This window comes from Streptomyces griseiscabiei, assembly GCF_020010925.1.
GTDB lineage: Bacteria > Actinomycetota > Actinomycetes > Streptomycetales > Streptomycetaceae > Streptomyces > Streptomyces griseiscabiei.
Window position 1 is genome coordinate 3310992 of sequence record NZ_JAGJBZ010000001.1, and the last position, 18022, is coordinate 3329013.

At 72.6% G+C, this 18022-nt stretch carries 20 protein-coding genes; 7 read left to right on the top strand and 13 right to left on the bottom strand.

What is annotated here, in order from left to right; genetic code table 11:
- Positions 1–14 precede the first annotated feature (14 nt).
- The 3 genes from J8M51_RS14415 to J8M51_RS14425 are packed head-to-tail and all read right to left on the bottom strand — an operon-like array spanning position 15 to position 2686.
- A complete protein-coding gene (locus tag J8M51_RS14415; RefSeq protein ID WP_086759442.1) occupies positions 15–224 on the bottom strand; it encodes a YbdD/YjiX family protein in 210 nt (69 codons plus the stop codon).
- On the bottom strand, positions 221–2371 hold the full coding sequence (locus J8M51_RS14420; RefSeq protein WP_086759444.1) for a carbon starvation CstA family protein: 2151 nt from the start codon (positions 2369–2371) through the stop codon (positions 221–223). Before J8M51_RS14420 ends, J8M51_RS14415 begins: the two co-directional genes overlap by 4 nt.
- Before the next feature lie 48 nt (positions 2372–2419).
- On the bottom strand, positions 2420–2686 hold the full coding sequence (locus J8M51_RS14425) for a DUF3311 domain-containing protein (protein ID WP_086759446.1): 267 nt from the start codon (positions 2684–2686) through the stop codon (positions 2420–2422).
- 192 nt (positions 2687–2878) lie between these two features.
- On the opposite strand from J8M51_RS14425, the gene J8M51_RS14430 reads away from it, so the two are divergent.
- The 5 genes from J8M51_RS14430 to J8M51_RS14450 all read left to right on the top strand — a co-directional run bounded on the left by J8M51_RS14430 (position 2879) and on the right by J8M51_RS14450 (position 8065).
- A complete protein-coding gene (locus tag J8M51_RS14430) occupies positions 2879–4435 on the top strand; it encodes a sodium:solute symporter family protein (protein ID WP_086759448.1) in 1557 nt (518 codons plus the stop codon).
- Positions 4432–5127, top strand: a complete 696-nt coding sequence (locus tag J8M51_RS14435; RefSeq protein ID WP_267299201.1) for a SigE family RNA polymerase sigma factor — start codon at positions 4432–4434, stop codon at positions 5125–5127. The genes J8M51_RS14430 and J8M51_RS14435 overlap by 4 nt, the downstream gene beginning before the upstream one ends.
- Positions 5124–5417, top strand: coding sequence for a hypothetical protein (locus J8M51_RS14440; RefSeq protein WP_267299202.1), 294 nt, complete (start codon positions 5124–5126; stop codon positions 5415–5417). Before J8M51_RS14435 ends, J8M51_RS14440 begins: the two co-directional genes overlap by 4 nt.
- An 85-nt stretch (positions 5418–5502) precedes the next feature.
- Positions 5503–7305, top strand: a complete 1803-nt coding sequence (locus J8M51_RS14445) for a glycoside hydrolase family 15 protein (protein ID WP_086755274.1) — start codon at positions 5503–5505, stop codon at positions 7303–7305.
- 4 nt (positions 7306–7309) lie between these two features.
- Positions 7310–8065, top strand: a complete 756-nt coding sequence (locus J8M51_RS14450) for an SDR family oxidoreductase (RefSeq protein ID WP_086755268.1) — start codon at positions 7310–7312, stop codon at positions 8063–8065.
- 26 nt (positions 8066–8091) lie between these two features.
- On the opposite strand, the gene amaP is transcribed toward J8M51_RS14450, so the two are convergent.
- Genes amaP through J8M51_RS14475 form a run of 5 tightly spaced genes read right to left on the bottom strand, consistent with a single transcriptional unit; the run spans position 8092 to position 10530 of the window.
- The gene (gene amaP / locus J8M51_RS14455; protein ID WP_086755269.1) at positions 8092–8670 is read right to left on the bottom strand and encodes an alkaline shock response membrane anchor protein AmaP; all 579 of its coding nucleotides are present in this window, start codon (positions 8668–8670) and stop codon (positions 8092–8094) included.
- A 6-nt stretch (positions 8671–8676) separates the two neighbouring features.
- Positions 8677–9450 (bottom strand): DUF6286 domain-containing protein, encoded by a 774-nt coding sequence (locus J8M51_RS14460; protein ID WP_086755270.1) that lies wholly within the window; start codon positions 9448–9450, stop codon positions 8677–8679.
- A complete protein-coding gene (locus J8M51_RS14465) occupies positions 9447–9821 on the bottom strand; it encodes an Asp23/Gls24 family envelope stress response protein (RefSeq protein WP_086755271.1) in 375 nt (124 codons plus the stop codon). Before J8M51_RS14465 ends, J8M51_RS14460 begins: the two co-directional genes overlap by 4 nt.
- The gene (locus J8M51_RS14470) at positions 9818–10003 is read right to left on the bottom strand and encodes a hypothetical protein (RefSeq protein ID WP_086755272.1); all 186 of its coding nucleotides are present in this window, start codon (positions 10001–10003) and stop codon (positions 9818–9820) included. The genes J8M51_RS14465 and J8M51_RS14470 overlap by 4 nt, the downstream gene beginning before the upstream one ends.
- Before the next feature lie 41 nt (positions 10004–10044).
- Entirely contained in the window at positions 10045–10530 is a 486-nt protein-coding gene (locus J8M51_RS14475) for an Asp23/Gls24 family envelope stress response protein (protein ID WP_086755273.1), read from the bottom strand.
- Positions 10531–10629: 99 nt separating this feature from the next.
- On the opposite strand from J8M51_RS14475, the gene J8M51_RS14480 reads away from it, so the two are divergent.
- On the top strand, positions 10630–11409 hold the full coding sequence (locus tag J8M51_RS14480) for a nucleopolyhedrovirus P10 family protein (RefSeq protein ID WP_267299203.1): 780 nt from the start codon (positions 10630–10632) through the stop codon (positions 11407–11409).
- A gap of 40 nt (positions 11410–11449) precedes the next feature.
- On the opposite strand, the gene J8M51_RS14485 is transcribed toward J8M51_RS14480, so the two are convergent.
- The 3 genes from J8M51_RS14485 to J8M51_RS14495 all read right to left on the bottom strand — a co-directional run bounded on the left by J8M51_RS14485 (position 11450) and on the right by J8M51_RS14495 (position 14549).
- Positions 11450–12241, bottom strand: coding sequence for an enoyl-CoA hydratase/isomerase family protein (locus tag J8M51_RS14485; protein ID WP_086760107.1), 792 nt, complete (start codon positions 12239–12241; stop codon positions 11450–11452).
- A gap of 124 nt (positions 12242–12365) precedes the next feature.
- Complete coding sequence (locus J8M51_RS14490; RefSeq protein WP_006123601.1) at positions 12366–12587, bottom strand: helix-turn-helix domain-containing protein; 222 nt, start codon at positions 12585–12587, stop codon at positions 12366–12368.
- A gap of 363 nt (positions 12588–12950) precedes the next feature.
- Positions 12951–14549 carry an ABC-F family ATP-binding cassette domain-containing protein gene (locus tag J8M51_RS14495; protein ID WP_086760109.1) on the bottom strand — a complete coding sequence of 533 codons (1599 nt, stop codon included), beginning with the start codon at positions 14547–14549 and terminating at the stop codon, positions 12951–12953.
- A 273-nt stretch (positions 14550–14822) separates the two neighbouring features.
- Between J8M51_RS14495 and J8M51_RS14500 the strand changes: the two genes are divergently transcribed.
- The gene (locus J8M51_RS14500) at positions 14823–15245 is read left to right on the top strand and encodes a VOC family protein (RefSeq protein WP_086760111.1); all 423 of its coding nucleotides are present in this window, start codon (positions 14823–14825) and stop codon (positions 15243–15245) included.
- 18 nt (positions 15246–15263) lie between these two features.
- Here the strand turns inward: J8M51_RS14500 and J8M51_RS14505 are convergent, their stop codons facing one another.
- Together J8M51_RS14505 and J8M51_RS14510 are read right to left on the bottom strand one after the other, a co-directional pair.
- Complete coding sequence (locus J8M51_RS14505) at positions 15264–16658, bottom strand: hypothetical protein (protein ID WP_179203312.1); 1395 nt, start codon at positions 16656–16658, stop codon at positions 15264–15266.
- 170 nt (positions 16659–16828) lie between these two features.
- Positions 16829–17947 carry an alpha/beta hydrolase family protein gene (locus J8M51_RS14510; protein ID WP_216590335.1) on the bottom strand — a complete coding sequence of 373 codons (1119 nt, stop codon included), beginning with the start codon at positions 17945–17947 and terminating at the stop codon, positions 16829–16831.
- Positions 17948–18022 lie beyond the last annotated feature (75 nt).

Consider the following 18022-nt stretch of genomic DNA (forward strand, 5'->3'; position numbering starts at 1 on the left):
GGTGGCCGTGGCTCTCAGCAGCAGCGGCCCTCCGGGTGTTCCTCCCGGCGCAGGGTCCGGAGGATGTCGTACTCCCGCCGGGTCGGGACCGGTGCCGCCGGGTGGTGGCGGCGGTGGCGGTCGCAGTAGCGGTCGTACTCCGCTTCTCCGGTCAGCTCCCGCAGATACCAGCGGACGGTCCGCAGCCAGCGCCGGGGGGCCCGGCCGTAGGCGGCGGTGGTCATCGGCCCGCCCCCACCAGCTCCTTCTCGGAGCCCTCCTCGTCGATGCGGGACTCGACGTACGGGGCCTCGGTCGACGGGAGGGGGACCGGGGAGCGGACGGCGCGGACGCAGACGACGGCGCAGTTGATGAGGACGGTGAGGACCAGGAGCAGGAAGATCGCCATGATCACGCCGTCGACCGTGTTGTTGGTGACGATCGTGTGCATGTCGTCCATGTTCGTGGCGCCCGGCAGGAGTTCACCCTTGTCGATGGCCGCCGCGTACTTGTCGCGGAGGGCGAAGAAGCCGATGGCCGGGTTGTCGGAGAAGATCTTCTGCCAGCCGGCGGTGAAGGTGACGGCCACGTCCCAGGCGAGCGGGACACCGGTGACCCAGGCCCAGCGCAGCTTGCCGGACTTGATGAGCACGGTGGTGGTGACGGCCAGCGCGACCGCGGCGAGCAGCTGGTTGGCGATGCCGAAGAGCGGGAAGAGCTGCTTGATTCCGCCGAGGGGGTCGGTGACACCGGCGTAGAGGAAGTACCCCCAGGCGCCGACGACCAGGGCGCTGGTGATCCAGATGCCCGGCTTCCAGGTGACGCGGCCGATCGGCTTCCAGACGTTGCCCAGCATGTCCTGGAGCATGAAGCGGCCGACGCGGGTGCCGGCGTCCACCGTGGTGAGGATGAACAGGGCCTCGAACATGATCGCGAAGTGGTACCAGAAGGCCTTCATCCCGGCGCCGCCGAAGACCCCGGCGAAGATCTCCGACATGCCGACCGCCAGGGTCGGCGCACCGCCGGAGCGGCCGACGAGGGTCTCCTCCTCGACGGCCTTGGCCGCCGCCGTGAGCTGTTCGGGGGTGATGGTGAAGCCGAGGTTCTTGACCGCCTCGGCGGCCGTGTCGACGGTCGGGCCGAGCAGCGCCGCCGGGGAGTTCATGGCGTAGAAGAGGCCGGGTTCGAGGACGCACGCGGCGATCAGGGCCATCACGGCGACGAAGGACTCCGTGAGCATGGAGCCGTAGCCGATCATGCGGACCTGGGACTCCTTCTGGATCAGCTTCGGCGTGGTGCCGGAGGAGACCAGGGCGTGGAAGCCGGAGAGGGCGCCGCAGGCGATGGTGATGAAGAGGAAGGGGAAGAGGGAGCCCGCGAAGACCGGTCCGGCGCCCGTGTGCGCGAACTCGGTGACCGGTTCGGCGCGCAGGTTCGGCGCGGCGACCACGACACCGACGGCCATCAGGGCGATGGTGCCGACCTTCATGAAGGTGGAGAGGTAGTCGCGCGGGGCGAGCAGCATCCACACCGGGAGCACGGAGGCGACGAAGCCGTAGCCGACCAGGCAGAAGACCAGGGTCTCGGGGCTCCAGACGAAGTACTCGGCGAGCGAGGAGTCCTGGATCCAGCCGCCGCCGAGGATGGCCAGCAGCAGGAGGGCCACACCGATGAAGCTGGTCTCCACGACCCGGCCCGGACGCAGATAGCGCAGGTAGAAGCCCATGAAGAGGGCGATCGGGATGGTCATGGTGACCGAGAAGGTGCCCCAGGCGGACTCGGCGAGGGCGTTGACGACGACCATCGCGAGGACCGCGAGCAGGATGATCATGATGGCGAAGACACCGATCAGCGCGGCGGCGCCGCCCACCTTGCCTATCTCGTCACGGGCCATCTGGCCGAGGCTCTTGCCGTCCCGGCGCATGGAGAGGAAGAGGACGATCATGTCCTGGACCGCGCCCGCGAAGATCACGCCCGCGATGATCCAGATGGTGCCGGGCAGATAGCCCATCTGGGCCGCCAGGACCGGGCCGACCAGCGGGCCCGCGCCGGCGATGGCCGCGAAGTGGTGGCCGAACAGCACCCGCTTGTCGGTGGGGTGGTAGTCGACCCCGTCTTCGAGGCGTTCGGCCGGAGTGGCGCGGGTGTCGTCGACCTGGAGGACCTTGCGGGCGATGAACCGGGAGTAGAAGCGGTAACCGATCGCGTACGACCCGAGGGCCGCCATGAGCAGCCAGACAGCCGAGATCTCCTCGCCCCGGGAGAGGGCGAGCACGGCCCAGCCGATCGCACTGACGAGGGCGACGGCTATCCAGAGCGCGATCGATTTTGGTGACATACGGGATTTCTCCGGCGCCTCGGGACCGGAATCGGGCATGGCTGACGTAGACATGGCGGCTCCTGATTTCAACGGGTGTGCGGCAGAAGGGCGGGATGCGGCTCAGCGATGTCGGTCCGGGCGCGGCCCGTCCGGGCGGCGGTCCGGGCGACGTCGGTCCGTCAGCGCGTACGCGGCGAGCAGACAGAGGCCGCATCCCGGGACCCAGGCGAGCTGGTACCAGTAGAAGAACGGCGTGCCCGCGAGCCGTGGCTCCGCGGTGGCGTACCAGGGGACCCAGAGCAGTCCGGCGGCGGGGGCGAGGAGGAGGACGGCACTCGCGACGCGCCGTAGTCGCTGGTGAGCGCGGTGTCCCGTGGGGCGTGCCATGGCCGTTCTCCTCTCCCGATCGCTGTGGGTCTGTGCAAGAGTTGCCCACCCGGCGAATCCGGTTGACAGCGAATTTCAGAAGATTCCCCGAAGATTTCCCGCCGAGCCGTGTCCTCCGAACCGGCCGGCCGCGCAACCAACACGCGAGGGCCCAGGTACAGCCGGGCCCAGGCCCACCAAGGACGGTGACCCATGGCGGACGCTGCCATGACCGCGACGTTCCTCGCCGTGATCGGCGGAGCGTCGCTGCTCGCCGTCACCGCGCGCCGGCTGCGTCCCACCGACCGGCTGCCCTCGCTGGAGGGCTGGGCGCTCGCCGACCGGAGCCTCGGCCCGGTCTGGACCTGGCTGCTGCTGGGCGGCACGATCTTCACCGCGTACACCTTCACCGCCGTGCCCGGGCTGGCGTACGGCAACGGGGCGCCCGCCTTCTTCGCGGTCCCGTACACGGTGATCGTCTGCCCGCTGGCCTTCGTGCTGCTCACCCGCCTGTGGGAGGTGGCCCGGCGGCACGGCTATGTGACGGCCGGGGACTTCGTGCGCGGGCGCTACGGTTCGGCGCCGCTCGCCCTGGTGGTGGCGCTGACCGGGATTCTCGCGACGATGCCCTATCTGGCCCTGCAACTGCTCGGCATCAGGGCGGTGCTCACGGCCGGGGGCCTCTATCCGAAGGGCGCGGCCGGTGATCTGGTGATGGTCGCGCTGTTCGCGGGGCTCGCGGTGGCGACGTACCGGCACGGGCTGCGGGCGCCCGCCGTGATCTCGGCGCTGAAGGCGGTGGCCGTCTTCGTGTCGCTGACCGCCGTGTGCTGGCTGGTGCTGGAACGGTTCGGCGGTCCCGGCGCGGTCTTCGGCGGGGCGGCGGCGCGGCTGAGCGGCACCGGCGTCGAGGACTCCGCCCTTCTGCTGGCCCCCGAGCAGCAGCCCGCCTACGCCACTCTCGCGCTCGGCTCGGCGCTCGCCCTGCTGATGTATCCGCACGTCCTGACCGCCGGGTTCGCCGCCGACGGGCCGCGCACGGTCCGCAAGGTGGCCGTGGCGCTGCCCGCCTGGACGGGACTGCTGGCCCTGTTCGGTTTCCTCGGCATCGCGGCGCTCGCCTCCGGGGTGCGGGCGCCCGAGGGCGGTGCCGAGGCGGCCGTGCCGATGCTGGTGGACCGGCTGATGCCGGAGCCGCTGGCCGGACTGGTGTTCGGCGCGATCACCGTGGGCGCGCTGGTCCCGGCGGCCGTGATGTCGATCGCCGCCGCCACCGGCTTCGTCCGCAATGTGTACGTCGAGTACTTCCAGCCCACCGCCACGCCCAAGCGGCAGGTCCGCATCGCCAAGGTGGTCTCGCTGACCGCGAAGGTGGGGGCGGTGGCGTTCGTGTTCGGGCTGCGCGACCAGGACGCCATCAACCTCCAGCTCCTCGGCGGGGTGTGGATCCTGCAGATCTTCCCGGCGGTCGCGGTCGGCCTGTTCACCGGGCGGCTGCATCCCCGGGCGCTGCTCGCCGGGTGGGGGGTCGGCATGGTGACCGGCACGTTCCTGGTGGTGCGCGAGGGCTTCTCGTCCATCGTGCTCCTGGGCGGCGGCTCGCTGGAGATCTACGCCGGTCTGCTCGCCCTGCTGCTCAATCTGACCGTCGCCGTCGTCGGCACCACGGTCCTCGAACGGCTCGGCGTCCCGCGCGGCGCCGACCTGACCGACCTACCGTCCCGCCTGACCGTCAGGCGGCGCCCCGAGACGGGAGCGAGCAACCCGTGAGACGCAGACAGCACATACGTGTGCCGGTGTCCCCGGCGGCTTCGGCGCCGCTGCCTCCGGCGGCTTCGACACCGGTTCCGCCGGCGGCCCCTGAGCCGGTGACCGCCGCCGAGCCGCTGGGGCGGGTGCCTGCCCCGGGCTCCGGTGAGCCCTTCGTCCCGAACCCCGCCCTGCCGCCGGGCGCCCTCGGCGATCCCGCCGATGTGGAGCGCGAGGCGGGTGTCGCCCGGCTGTTCGAGCTGCACTACTCCTCGATGCTGCGGCTCGCGGTGCTGCTGGGCGCGGACGACCCCGAGAACGTGGTGGCGGAGGCGTACTACCAGATCTACCGCAAGTGGCGGCGCCTGAGGGACGCCGAGGCGGCGGAGGCGTATCTGCGGTCGACCGTCTGCAATCTGACCCGGATGCGGATACGCCACCTCCAGGTCGTCCGCAGACATGTGGAGACCCCGCCGGACGAGTCGGTCGCGTCCGCCGAGAGCACGGCCCTGCTCCACGACGACCAGCGAGTGCTGATCGGCGCGCTCCAGCAACTGCCCGCCCGGCAGCGGGAGGCCCTGGTGCTGCGGCACTGGCTCGGGCTGAAGGAGAGCGAGATCGCGGCCGCGATGGGGATCTCCTGCGGCTCGGTCAAGACCCACACCGCACGCGGCCTCGCCGCCCTGACCCAGGCGATGGAGGCCCGGCGATGAACGACACCACCGGCAACGACACCGGGCAGGACCGCACCGAACGGGAGCTGGCGTCGGCGCTCGCGGCGCTCGCGGGGGGTGTGCACGCCGCGCCGGACGCGTACCGGACGGCGCGCGGGGACTGGCTCCGCCGGGAGCGCCGACGGCGGCTGGTGCTGGCCGTCCTGGTCCTGCTGGTCTTCGCCCTCGCCACGCTGATCGGCCTCTGGGTCCTCAACCAGGCCCCCTCCGGCTCGGGGGTGATCTTCTCGGGGGTGGGAGGGACGACGGCGGGGACGGGGCCCGGGTGACAGCTCCGGCAAGGGGGCCTCGCCCCCTTCACCCCTCCCCGGATCCGCCGGACTGATCACCCCCCGCTCCGGGCACCCGATCCCCGTGCACCCCCACATCGAGGACTACGCCCTGATCGGCGACCACCAGACCGCCGCCCTGGTGAGCCGCCGCGGTTCCGTCGACTGGCTCTGTCTGCCCCGCTTCGACTCGGCCGCCTGCTTCGCCGCGCTGGTCGGTGACGAGGAGAACGGCCACTGGACGATCGCGCCGAGAGACCCCGGAGCCCGCCCCCGGCGCGCGTACCGGCACGACTCGCTCGTGCTGGACACCGAGTGGGAGACCGCCGAGGGCACGGTGCGGGTGACCGACCTGATGCCGCAGCGCGACCGCGCGCCCGATGTCGTACGGATCGTGGAGGGCCTGAGCGGCCGTGTCACCGTGCGCAGTACGCTGCGCCTCCGCTTCGACTACGGCTCGGCCGTCCCCTGGATGCGCAGGTCGGACGGCCACCGGGTGGCGGTCGCCGGCCCCGACGCCGTATGGCTGCGCAGCGAACCCGGGGTGCGGTCGTGGAGCGAGGACCGGGCCACGTACGCGGAGTTCACGGTCGAGCCGGGCGAGAAGGTCGCCTTCGTGCTCACCTGGCATCCCTCCCACGAGCCCCGGCCCCGTCTGGTCGACCCGTACGAGGCGCTGCGGTCGAGCCTCCACGACTGGCGGGCCTGGGCGGCGCGCTGCCGGTACACCGGCCCGCACCGGGACACCGTGGTCCGCTCCCTGATCACCCTCAAGGCGCTCACCTACGCCCCGACCGGCGGTATCGTCGCGGCCGCCACCACCTCCCTGCCCGAGGAGATCGGCGGGGTGCGGAACTGGGACTACCGCCACTGCTGGCTGCGCGACTCCACCCTCACCCTCGGCGCGCTGCTGTCCTGCGGCTACCAGGAGGAGGCCGGCGCCTGGCGCGACTGGCTGCTCCGCGCGGTGGCCGGCGACCCGGCCGACCTGCAGATCATGTACGGCCTGGCCGGTGAGCGCCGCATCCCCGAGCACGAGCTGCCCTGGCTCTCCGGCTACGAGGGCTCGCGGCCGGTCCGGGTCGGCAACGACGCCGTACGGCAGTTGCAGCTGGACGTGTACGGCGAGGTCATCGACTCCCTGTTCGTGGCCCGGCGTTCGGGCCTGCCCGACCAGCCGGACATGTGGCGGATGCAGTGCGCGCTGATGGAGTATCTGCGGACGGCCTGGCGGAAGCCGGACGAGGGGCTGTGGGAGGTACGCGGTCCGCGCCGCCACTTCACCCACTCCAAGGTGATGTGCTGGGTGGCCGCCGACCGGGCCGTCCGCACCCTGGAGGACGACCCGGAACTGACCGGCGGCGACCTCGACGGCTGGCGGGAGCTGCGCGACGAGATCCACCGCGAGGTCTGCGCGCGTGGCTACGACGCCGAACGCAACACCTTCACCCAGTCGTACGGCTCCCGCGAACTCGACGCCGCGCTGCTGCTCATCCCCCTCATGGGCTTCCTGCCGCCGGACGATCCCCGGGTCGTCGGCACGGTCGACGCGATCCGCGAGGAGCTGAGCCACGAGGGGCTCGTCCGCCGCTACAGCGCCGACCACGCCACCTCCGCCACGACCGATGTCGACGGGCTGCCGGGCGGTGAGGCCACGTTCCTCGTCTGCTCGTTCTGGATGGCGGACGCGCTGCAGCTGACCGGCCGGACGAAGGAGGCGCGCGAGCTGTTCGACCGGCTGGTGGGGCTGGTCAACGACGTGGGGCTGCTGGCGGAGGAGTACGACCCCGCCGCGGGCCGCCAGCTCGGGAACTTCCCGCAGGCGTTCAGCCATGTCGGTCTCGTCGGCACCGCCCTCGCCCTCTTCGACGGGGAGGAGGCAGGATAGGGCCATGGATCTTGGGCTGAAGGACCGTGTCTTCATCGTCACCGGGGCGACCCGCGGACTGGGCAACGCGGTCGCGCGCGAACTCGTCGCCGACGGCGCGAAGGTGGTCGTCACGGGCCGCGAGGAGGAGAGCGTGACCGCGGCGGCGGCAGCGCTCGGGGCGGACGCGGTGGGGATCGCCGCGGACAACGCGGACCCCGGGGCCGCCGGGCGGCTGATCGCCGCCGCCCGTGAGCACTTCGGACGCTTCGACGGCATCCTCATCAGCGTGGGCGGGCCGGCGCCGGGGTTCGTCGCCGACAACACCGACGAGCAGTGGACGACCGCGTTCGAGTCCGTGTTCCTCGGGGCGGTCCGCCTGGCGCGCGCCGCGGCCGAGGAACTGGGTGAGGGCGGTGTCATCGGGTTCGTGCTGTCCGGGTCCGTGCACGAGCCGATTCCGGGGCTGACCATCTCGAACGGGCTGCGGCCGGGGCTGGCCGGGTTCGCCAAGTCGCTCTCCGACGAGCTGGGGCCGCGCGGCATCCGGGTCGTGGGGCTGCTTCCCGCCCGTATCGACACCGATCGGGTGCGGGAACTGGACGGGATGTCGGCCGATCCGGAGGCGACACGGGCCGCGCACGAGTCGCGGATTCCTCTGCGGCGGTACGGGCGGCCGGAGGAGTTCGGTCGCGCGGGGGCGTTCCTGCTGTCCCCGGCCGCTTCCTATCTGACCGGTGTGATGCTGCCGGTGGACGGGGGCATGCGGCACGGGTTCTGACGGTCGCCGTCCCGTCGACTCACCCTCTAACTCACCCTTTCCGCACCGTGCTTGGCCCCGCGCAGTCTGACCTCCGCCGGAAGCGCCGCCAGTCCCGCCGACTCCTTGGCGTGGGCCAGTGCCTCCGTCGTCAGGGTCCGCAGCGCGTCGCCGGGGTCCACATGGGGCTGGAGGACGAGGCGGACCCGGGCCTCGGGGGCGTTGCGGCGGCCGGTGAGGCGGGCGTGGGCGCGTTCGACGCCGTCCGCGTCCGCCGCGTCGGTGGTGAGGACACCCTCCAGGGCGCGTCCTCGGAGGAGGGCGCCCTCGCCGTCGCCGGTGTCGACGAGGACCTCGGCGAGGCGGTGGCGGCGCAGCACCGCCGTCAGCCACCACAGCGCGAGCAGGACGAGGACGGCGAGCACGGCGATGACCGTGGGCCACCACCAGCCGGAGTCCCGCCAGCGCGTCCGGTCGGCGTCGCTCAGCAGCACGTCGTGCCGGCCGTCGTACGGCCACCAGGAAGGCGGGTCGACACCGAGCCCCACGGTCAGGACGGCCCCGCCGAGCACGACCAGGACGAGTCCGACGACTCCGAGCAGCACCCGGTTGACGATCCTCAGCATCGCCGCTCACCCCTTCCGGCCGGGCCGGCGGACGTGCACCGACAGCGCGGGCGGCCGGGACAGACCGAGGCCCCGGATGCCGTCGGCGAGCGTGTCGTCCAGGTCGGCCCGTACCTCGTCGAGCTCCCGGAAGTGGGACATCGCGCGGACGTCGACCCGTTTGCGCCCCGCCCGGACCCGTACGGACCGCACACCGGACACCTCCATGGCCCGGTCGCGCAGGGCCAGCGCGGCGGCGCCCCGGTGCAGTCCGGCGCGTACCTGGGGGTGGACGCGCCGCATCGGCAGGACGTCCCGCAGCCCCGGGGTGGCGGCGAGCACCAGCAGCCAGACGCCGAGGACGACGGCGACCGAGGCACCGACGAGCACCCAGATGTCGTCGAGGGGGCGCTCGGCCAGTTCCCGGGCCAGCGAACGGCGCCACGCCATGGCGGGCCGGTCGGCACGGACGGCGACGACGTCGTACAGGAGGAGGCCCGCACCGCCGAGGAGCAGGACCGCGAGGATGCCTGCGGGGACTCTGCGCGCGGACCAGAAGCGCTTCTCCCCGCCGTTCTCGCCGTCGGCGACGGGCGGCGGGTCGTAGTCGGCGGCGGAAGCGGACTGATCGGGGTCGCGGTCGGCGGCCTTGCCACCGGTCGTGCCACCGGCCGTGTGGCCGGCCGTGTCGTCCGTCCTGTCGTCGGTCTTGTCGTCGGTCTTGTCGTCGGACTTGTCGTCGGACTTGTCGATGACGGGCAGTCGTCGTGTGGTGCCTTCGGAGCGCTGGGGTTCGCTCATCGCGTCCTCCCCTGAGCCACGTCGTGTGCGTGCGTCAGGTGCAGCCGCTCCACCTGGACGGCCACCTCCGATACGTGCATTCCCGCCAACGTCCCTACCCGCTCGGTGACATGACGACGCACCGCAGCGCATTGGCCACCGATGTCCGAGGGGTACGGGAGCCCGATCGTGACGCGGATGTGCGCGGTCTCGTGGTGGACGGCGACGGTGGCGTTGGGGGGCGCGGAGTCCGGCGGCGGTGTCACCAGTGCCTCGCGCGCCGCCTGCGCGGCGATCTTCGCGACCACCCGGTCGGCGATCCGCGTCGCCCCACGCCCACCGGCCGGAACGGCCTTCGTCTCCGTGGGACGGCCACTGTCCACCGGGGTCACCGGCGTCGGTCGTCACGTGGGCGGAAGAAGTCGCCCAGCTCCAGGTCCCCCTCCAGGAACCGGCCGACGACGAAGCCGACGGCGCCCAGCGCGGCCACCAGCAGAAAGGCCCCGAACCCGCCGAAGTAGCCGGCGAAGCCCAGCGCCATCCCGGCGATCATCCCGATCATGGCCAAGCTCATCCTGCGCTCCTAGGCACTGGGAGATTGCGGATATCCATGGCTCACTGCAGCCGGGAGTCCGGTTCCTCGTCCTCCTCGTCGGGCAGCTTCACATCGCTGACCGCGATGTTGACCTCGACGACCTCCAGGCCGGTCATCCGCTCGACGGCCGCGACGACGTTCTCGCGCACATCACGGGCCACATCGATGATGGACACCCCGTAGTCGACGACGATCTCCAGGTCCAGCGCGGTCTGCACCTCGCCGACCTCGACCTTCACACCCCGGGTCACGGACTTGGCTCCGCCGGGCACCCGGTCCCGCACGGCCCCGAAGGTCCGTGACAGTCCGCTGCCCATGGCGTGGACGCCGACCACCTCCCGTGCGGCGAGCCCGGCGATCTTCTCCACGACGCCGTCGGCGATGGTCGTCCGCCCCCGGCCCGCCGGATCACCGCCGCCGCGCCGGGTGGTCTTCCGCCCGACCTGCGTCGGCTCCCTGGTGGTGTCGGGCTTGTCCGTCCGGTTCCGCTCCGTCATGTCAGTCATGCCGTACGTCCCTTCCGGTCGTCCCCTCCCGTCGTCCCCCTCAGCCCACAGTAAGCGCGGTTGCGGCACCGCGCGCCGGGGATGCGGCACGCTGGAGCAATGACGGCGGACGGTTGGACGAAGGCGGTACGCCAGCAGCTCGGGCTCGGCCGGGTTCTTCCCCTGGGCGGCCCGCACGACGGCGCGTGGATCACCGAGGCCGCGGCCGAGGCGGTGCTGCGCCGGGGTGCGACCTCGTTGCGCGGGGTCTCCCTGGGCGTCCTCCGCATCGCGCCGGCCGACCCGGACGACTTCCCCGCCTCTCCCGTCTCCCCCGCTTCCCCCGAAACCGCCGTGCCCGCTCCCCCGAGCGCCCTTCCGCCCGGCCCGCTCCGGATCACCGCCGATTTCGCCGCCGCCGCGGGCCCGACCGCCGAGCCCTTCCCGGCGCTGGCGGCCCGCCTGCGGAGCGTCCTGTCCGCCACCGCCCGGGAACGCCTCGGCCTGCGGGTGACCGAGGTGGATCTGCGGGTGACGCACCTGCTGGCGGACGACGAGGAGGAGGAGACGGCGACCCGACCGTTCCCCGGGCCGGCGCCGGCCGCCCCGGCACCGCCGCCCACCGGTGACGACGAGAACTCCCGCACCGCCGCCGCGGCCCTCGCGGTCCCCGGTGTCACCCGTCTCACCACCGCCCTCGGCGGCCTCGTCACGACAGGGCCCGCGACAGGGCCCGCCCTCCCCCGTCGCCATGTCCGCGTGGAACTGGCGGTGTCGCAGGAGAGACGGGCCCTGGACGTGGCACGCGAGGTACGCGCCGCGGTGAGCGAGGTCCTGCCGGACCGCCCGTCGGTGGCGGTGCTCGTCACGGCCGTCGGCGGACAGCAGACAGGTCGGTAGCAGATAGACCAGCCGGTGGGTGGGTGGGCAGGCGGGTCGGCTACTCCCCGATGCCCGCGAGGTCCCGCAGGCGTCGCGCCTGCGCGGCCCGCTCCGCCGCCCGCTGCTCGTCGTACGAGCGGCCCGCCACGCCCCGCAGCAGTGCCTTGGTCTCGATCACGGCGTCCCTCGGGGCGGTCACCAGCGCGGCGGCGAGGTCCCGTACGGCGTCGTCGAGCTGGTCGACGGGCACGGCGAGGTTGGCGAGGCCGATCCGCTGGGCCTCGTCCGCCTGGACGAAGCGTCCGGTGAGGCAGATCTCCAGCGCGCGGGCGTACCCGACCAGGCCCACCAGCGGATGTGTGCCGGTGAGGTCGGGCACGAGTCCGAGGCTGGTTTCGAGCATGGCGAACTGCACGTCGTCGGCGACGACGCGCAGATCACAGGCGAGGGCAAGCTGGAAGCCCGCACCGACGGCGTGTCCCTGCACGGCGGCGATGGACACGATGTCGCTGCGCCGCCACCAGGTGAACGCCTCCTGGAACTCGGCGATGGTCGCGTCGAGCCCGGCGTCGTCACGGCGCGCGAGATCGATGAACGACGGCTCCCCCTCGATGCCTTCGGGCGTGAACATCTGCCGGTTGAGCCCGGCGGAGAACGATTTGCCCTCGGCACGCAGCACGACCACACGGACGGAGCCCGGCACCGACCGTCCGGCCTCTTCGAGCGCCCGCCACAGAGCGGGGCTCTGCGCGTTGCGCTTGGCCGGATTGGTCAGCGTCACCGTGGCGATCGCGTCGTCGACGGTGAGCCGTACGCCATCCTGGTCGAGCAGCGGTTCGAGCGAAGCCATGGGGCGCCTCCGATGAGTGCGGTCAGCAGAGCGATGGAGCGATGCTAAGTGACTGCACAGTAACCACCCGGTCGATCAGCCGATCGACCGGGTGGCCACCATCGAAGGCGATGGCCGCCCGGCGTCAGGCCGAGGCGGCTTTCTTGCCCCGCGTCGCGCCGCCACGCCCTCGGAGCGTGACGCCCGACTCGCTGAGCATCCGGTGTACGAAGCCATACGAGCGGCCGGTTTCCTCGGCCAGTGCCCGAATGCTCGCACCGGAGTCGTACTTCTTCTTCAGGTCTGCCGCGAGCTTGTCGCGCGCGGCGCCGGTAACCCGGCTGCCCTTCTTCAGAGTCTCGGCCACCCGGTCCTCCTCATGGGAAGTGCGCTCTGGTCTCCTCATGATCACCCCTCCGGGGCGGGTTGGCCACCCATTCGGCAAGGTCCGTGCGACAAGGTTGTGACGACAGGAGCGCGTCCCCACGAGCGGAACCTGTGATTCCACCCAGGCCTGTCCGTACACCCGAACGGGTTGTTTTCATGAAGTGCCAGGTCAGAGACGCACGACGGCCGAGCCCTGTGCACAGCAGGGCTCGGCCGTGAAATCGATGTAGGACACACCTCGGTACGAGGAGATCTCACACAGATGATGGATCACCGATGGGCCGAATGATCCATAGGCAGTGGATCAACCCATTCGATCAAGCTGTCGGTCGCGTCGGGCGGCTCAGGCGAGCGCGACGAGATCCGCGTAGTCGGCGCCCCACAGGTCCTCGACGCCGTCGGGCAGCAGGATGATCCGCTCCGGCTGGAGCGCCTCGACCGCGCCCTCGTCGTGGGTGACGAGGACGACCGCGCCCTTGTAGGTGCGCAGCGCGCCGAGGATCTCCTCGCGGCTGGCGGGGTCGAGGTTGTTGGTCGGCTCGTCGAGGAGGAGGACGTTCGCGGACGAGACCACCAGGGTCGCGAGCGCGAGACGGGTCTTCTCGCCGCCGGAGAGGACCCCGGCGGGCTTGTCGACGTCGTCGCCGGAGAACAGGAACGAGCCGAGCGTCTTGCGGATCTCGACCAGGTCCAGGTCGGGCGAGGCGGAGCGCATGTTCTCCAGGACCGTGCGCTCGGGGTCGAGGGTCTCGTGCTCCTGGGCGTAGTACCCGAGCTTGAGGCCGTGGCCCTCGATCACCTCGCCGGTGTCGGGCTTCTCGACGCCGCCGAGGAGGCGCAGCAGGGTGGTCTTGCCGGCGCCGTTGAGGCCGAGGATGACGACGCGGGAGCCCTTGTCGATGGCCAGGTCGACATCGGTGAAGATCTCCAGCGAGCCGTACGACTTCGACAGGCCCTCCGCGGTCAGCGGGGTCTTGCCGCAGGGCGCGGGCTCGGGGAAGCGCAGCTTGGCGACCTTGTCGGAGACCCGGACCGCGTCGAGGCCGGCGAGCAGCCGGTCGGCGCGCTTGGCCATGTTCTGGGCGGCGACGGTCTTGGTGGCCTTGGCGCGCATCTTGTCGGCCTGCGAGTGCAGCGCGGCGGCCTTCTTCTCGGCGTTCTGCCGCTCGCGCTTGCGGCGCTTCTCGTCGGCCTCGCGCTGCTGCTGGTAGAGCTTCCAGCCCATGTTGTAGACGTCGATCTCGGCGCGGTTGGCGTCCAGGTAGAACACCTTGTTGACAACCGTCTCGACCAGGTCGACGTCGTGGGAGATCACGATGAAGCCGCCGCGGTAGGTCTTGAGATAGTCCCGCAGCCACACGATGGAGTCGGCGTCGAGGTGGTTGGTCGGCTCGTCGAGGAGGAGGGTGTCCGCGTCGGAGAACAGGATGCGGGCCAGCTCGATACGGCGGCGCTGACCGCCGGAGAGGGTGTGCAGCGGCTGGCCGAGCACCCGGTCGGGCAGGTTGAGCGCGGCGGCGATGGTGGCCGCCTCCGCCTCGGCGGAGTACCCGCCCTTGGTGAGGAACTCCGTCTCCTGACGCTCGTACTGCTTGAGCGCCTTCTCGCGGGTGCCGCCCTGGCCGTTGGCGATCCGCTGCTCGTTCTCGCGCATCTTGCGGATCAGTACGTCGAGGCCGCGCGCGGAGAGGATGCGGTCGCGGGCGAGGACGTCGAGGTCGCCGGTGCGGGGGTCCTGCGGGAGATAGCCGACCTCGCCGGAGCGGGTGATGGTGCCGCCGGCCGGGAGGCCCTCACCGGCCAGGCACTTGGTGAGGGTGGTCTTGCCCGCGCCGTTGCGGCCGACCAGACCGATGCGGTCGCCCTTGGCGATACGGAAGGTGGCGGACTCGATGAGGACGCGGGCGCCGGCGCGCAACTCGACGGCGGAGGCGGAGATCACGGACAGACTCCAGGGCGGATCGGGGAGGCGGGTGGGCGGCTGAGGACGTTCCCGCCGTCTAATGCGCGAGGAGAATGGCCATGGGCCGATTCTAACCGGGGCCGGCAAGCGGTTTTCCGCCCGTATGACAAGGGATCACGTGGTCTCGGTCACCGGCTCGGCGGGGCGTTGTCGGCGGCCGGTGCAAAACTGGGCAGGGGCCGTGTTCCGGACGACGGGCCGTGTGACGGACCGGACGGCGGACCGGACGGCGGACCGGACGACAGAGAGGTCGTGATCGGTATGGCAGGCAGGAGCGACGGACGTCCGAGCGTCTATCCGACGCTGCTGTACGCGGACGCCAGGGCCGCCGTCCGGCAGCTCACGGAGGCGCTGGGCTTCACCGAGCTGTCGGTGTACGAGGGCGAGGACGGCATCGTGCAGCACGCCGAGCTGACACAGGGCAACGGCGCGGTGATGATCGGTTCCAAGGGCAGCGGCAGCGTCTTCGACGGCGCGATGAAGGGCGCGGGACCCGCCGGCGTGTACATCGTCGTGGACGACGTGGACGCGCACCACCGGCGGGCCGTGGAGCACGGCGTGGAGATCCTGACGCCCCCGACGGACCAGGACTACGGCTCACGGGACTACATGGCCCGGGACGCCGAGGGCAATGTGTGGAGCTTCGGCACGTACGCCCCCGAGATCGGCGGCTGACGCCCTCCCGCTCCGGGGTCAGCTGCCCCCGGTGTGCACCTGGAAGGCGGCGCGGCGGACGGCCTTGGCGAGCGCCGGGTCGGGGTGCGCGGCGGCGAGCGCGACCAGCACCTGCACGGTGCGCGGGTGGCCGACCGCGCGGACCTCGGCGAGCAGCGCGGGGACCGTGGGCTGCACCGCGGACTCCAGATGCCGTACGAGGAGCGGGGCCTCGCCGTGGTCGGCGACGGCGGCGGCGGTGTCCACCCAGAGCCAGGTGGACTCCTCCCGGGTGAGGACCTCGTGGGCGTCCTCGGGGTCGGCGCCGTCGTGCTCGGCGAGCCAGAGCAGGGCGTAGGGGCGCAGCGGGGTCTCGTCGGCGACCGTGCGGACGTCGGGCTCGGCGGGGGCGCCGACGACGCGCAGGGCCTCGAAGGCGAGGCCGCGGATGAGGGCGTCCTCGCCGCGCGCGGCGGCGATCAGCTCGGTGACGGCGCCGCCGACGGGGCGGGCGGCGAGCCAGGCGCGGTACTCGGCGCGGGCCGCGTTGGGGCGGAGCTGGGCGCAGCCTCTGAGCATGTCCTCGGCGGAGACCTCGATGTTCCCGGCGGGGCTCTGCGCGGCGACGCAGATCTGCTCCAGCTTGACCCAGACCGCCCAGCTGCCGAGCGGGGTGAGGGTGGCCTGGGCGTCGCCGTAGGTGAGGGCGCCGACGGAGGCGAGGGCGCGCAGGGACCAGTCGAGCAGGGGCGCGAGGGGGGTGTCCTCGGCGGGCTCGGGTGCCGGCTCGGGCTGCGGGCCGTAGGGGACCTCGCAGCGTTCGGTGCGCAGTTCGGTGACCCGCTGCTCCAGGAGGTCGAGGAGCTGCTCCACGGGGACGGGCCCGGCGGAGAGCTGCAGGAAGGAGAGCACCTGGGGCATGGCCGAGACGACCTCGGCGACGGCCGCGGGCTCACGGTCCTCGGGCTCGGGGTGGGCGATGGACCAGGCGTCGAAGAACGCGACCCAGCCGCGCAGTACGGCGCTGTCGTCGCGGTGCCAGGCGCGCAGGCGCCAGCCGGGGCGCGCGCTGTCGCCGTGCACCTCGATCAGGCCGGCCAGTCGCGCCGTGTCCCAGTCGTGGCGGACCTGATCCGGGGTCAGCCCCAGGTCGTCGGCGGCCTGTTCGGCGGTCGCGGCGGAGAGTGTGCCCTTGCCGTCGGGGCTCGCGCCCTCGCGGCCGGGGCGCAGGGCGGCATCGGCCCAGTGGGCGACGCGGGCCGCGTCGGCCAGGACGGCGCGGGCCATGCGGGCGAGTTCCACGGGCGGCGGTGTGCCCTCCGGGGGCCGGGGAGCCGGTCGGCGGCGCTGGGTCACCGCTGCTCGGGGAGCGGCGGCCAGGGTGCGCGGGCCGACGAGGCGGAGCCTGGAGTCGCGCGGGTTACGGGACGTCACGGGGGCAGTCTTCCGGTTGACGGTCGGAAAACCCAAACGGAATGTCACAGCGGGCGACAGGGGTGGCCAACGCACGGGTCCCTCCGGGGGGACATCGGCGGGGATCGTCTTGGTTCAGCGCTAAACGGAATGGCTCGTACCTGTACGGGGACGGGCCCGGCCCGACGCGCCTACATCAGCGGTGTCAGGAAGCGGCGCAGGGTCTCCTCGTAGCCCTCGGGGTCCGCGTTCCACATGGCGGCGTGCGGGGCGTGGTGGACCGTGCGGAGGGTGACCCGGTCGGGGCGGCGGGCGGCGAGCCGGCGGGAGGGGCCCCAGGGGGCGACGGTGTCGTCGGGGCCGTGCAGGAGCAGGGTCGGTGTCCTGAGCCCCGGCGGGTCGGTGTCCTGGCCGGCGCGCAGTCCCGTACGGCCCTGGGCGGCGCGGACGGCGAGCGGCAGCAGGGCGCCGGGGGTGCGGCGGGCGGCGGCGAGGGCGCGCAGGGTGGCCTGCCAGTCGAGGACCGGGGAGTCCAGGACGAGTCCGGCGACGCGGTCGCGCAGCGCGGAGTGCGTGGCGGCGCGCAGGGCCATGGTGGCGCCGGTGGACCAGCCGAGCAGGACGATCCGCTCGGCGCCGGACCGCACGGCGTACCTGAGGGCGGCGTCGAGGTCGCGCCACTCGGTCTCGCCGAGGTGGTTCAGGCCGTCCGGGGAGCGGGGCGCGCCGAGGTCGCCGCGGTAGGCGGGGGCGAGCACCGGGAAGCGGTGGTGGTGCAGGAACTCCATGACGTTCATGGCGTGGGCGCGGGTGGTGCCGAGGCCGTGCACGGCGATCACCCAGGTGTCCCGGGCGGCGGGCACGAACCAGGCGGGCAGGGTGCCGAGTTCGCCGGGGATCCCGACGTCCTCGTGGTCGAGGCCGAGCGCGGTGCGCGGGTCGCCGAGGTGGAGCGCCGGGGTGAGCCACACCTTGTCGCCGGGCTCCAGGGTGCCGTGGGTGACGCGTTCCAGACGGCGGACGACGGCGTCGGGGGCGGGCGCGGCGCCGTCGAGGACGGCGCCGACGACGGCGTGGGAGCCGTTGCCGGTGAGGCCGTAGGTGCCGGGGCGCCGGGAGGCGAAGGCGCGGGTCAGGGCGATGCGGCCGGCGGCGGTGGAGTGCACGGTCAGCCGGGGTTCGGTGGGCAGGGGTTCGCCCGGCGGCGCCTTCAGCGCGGCGTCGCTCGCCAGGCGGCCCGCGGCGACACTCGCCGCCCCGGCCGCGAACGCGACCCCGACGGCCGCCACCGCTGCTCCGACTGCACCCACGCGTCCAGTGTCCTGGCGGACCCGGCCGGGGGCCAGTGGGCGGGGGCCCACGGGTGACCGCGGAGGGGTGAGCGG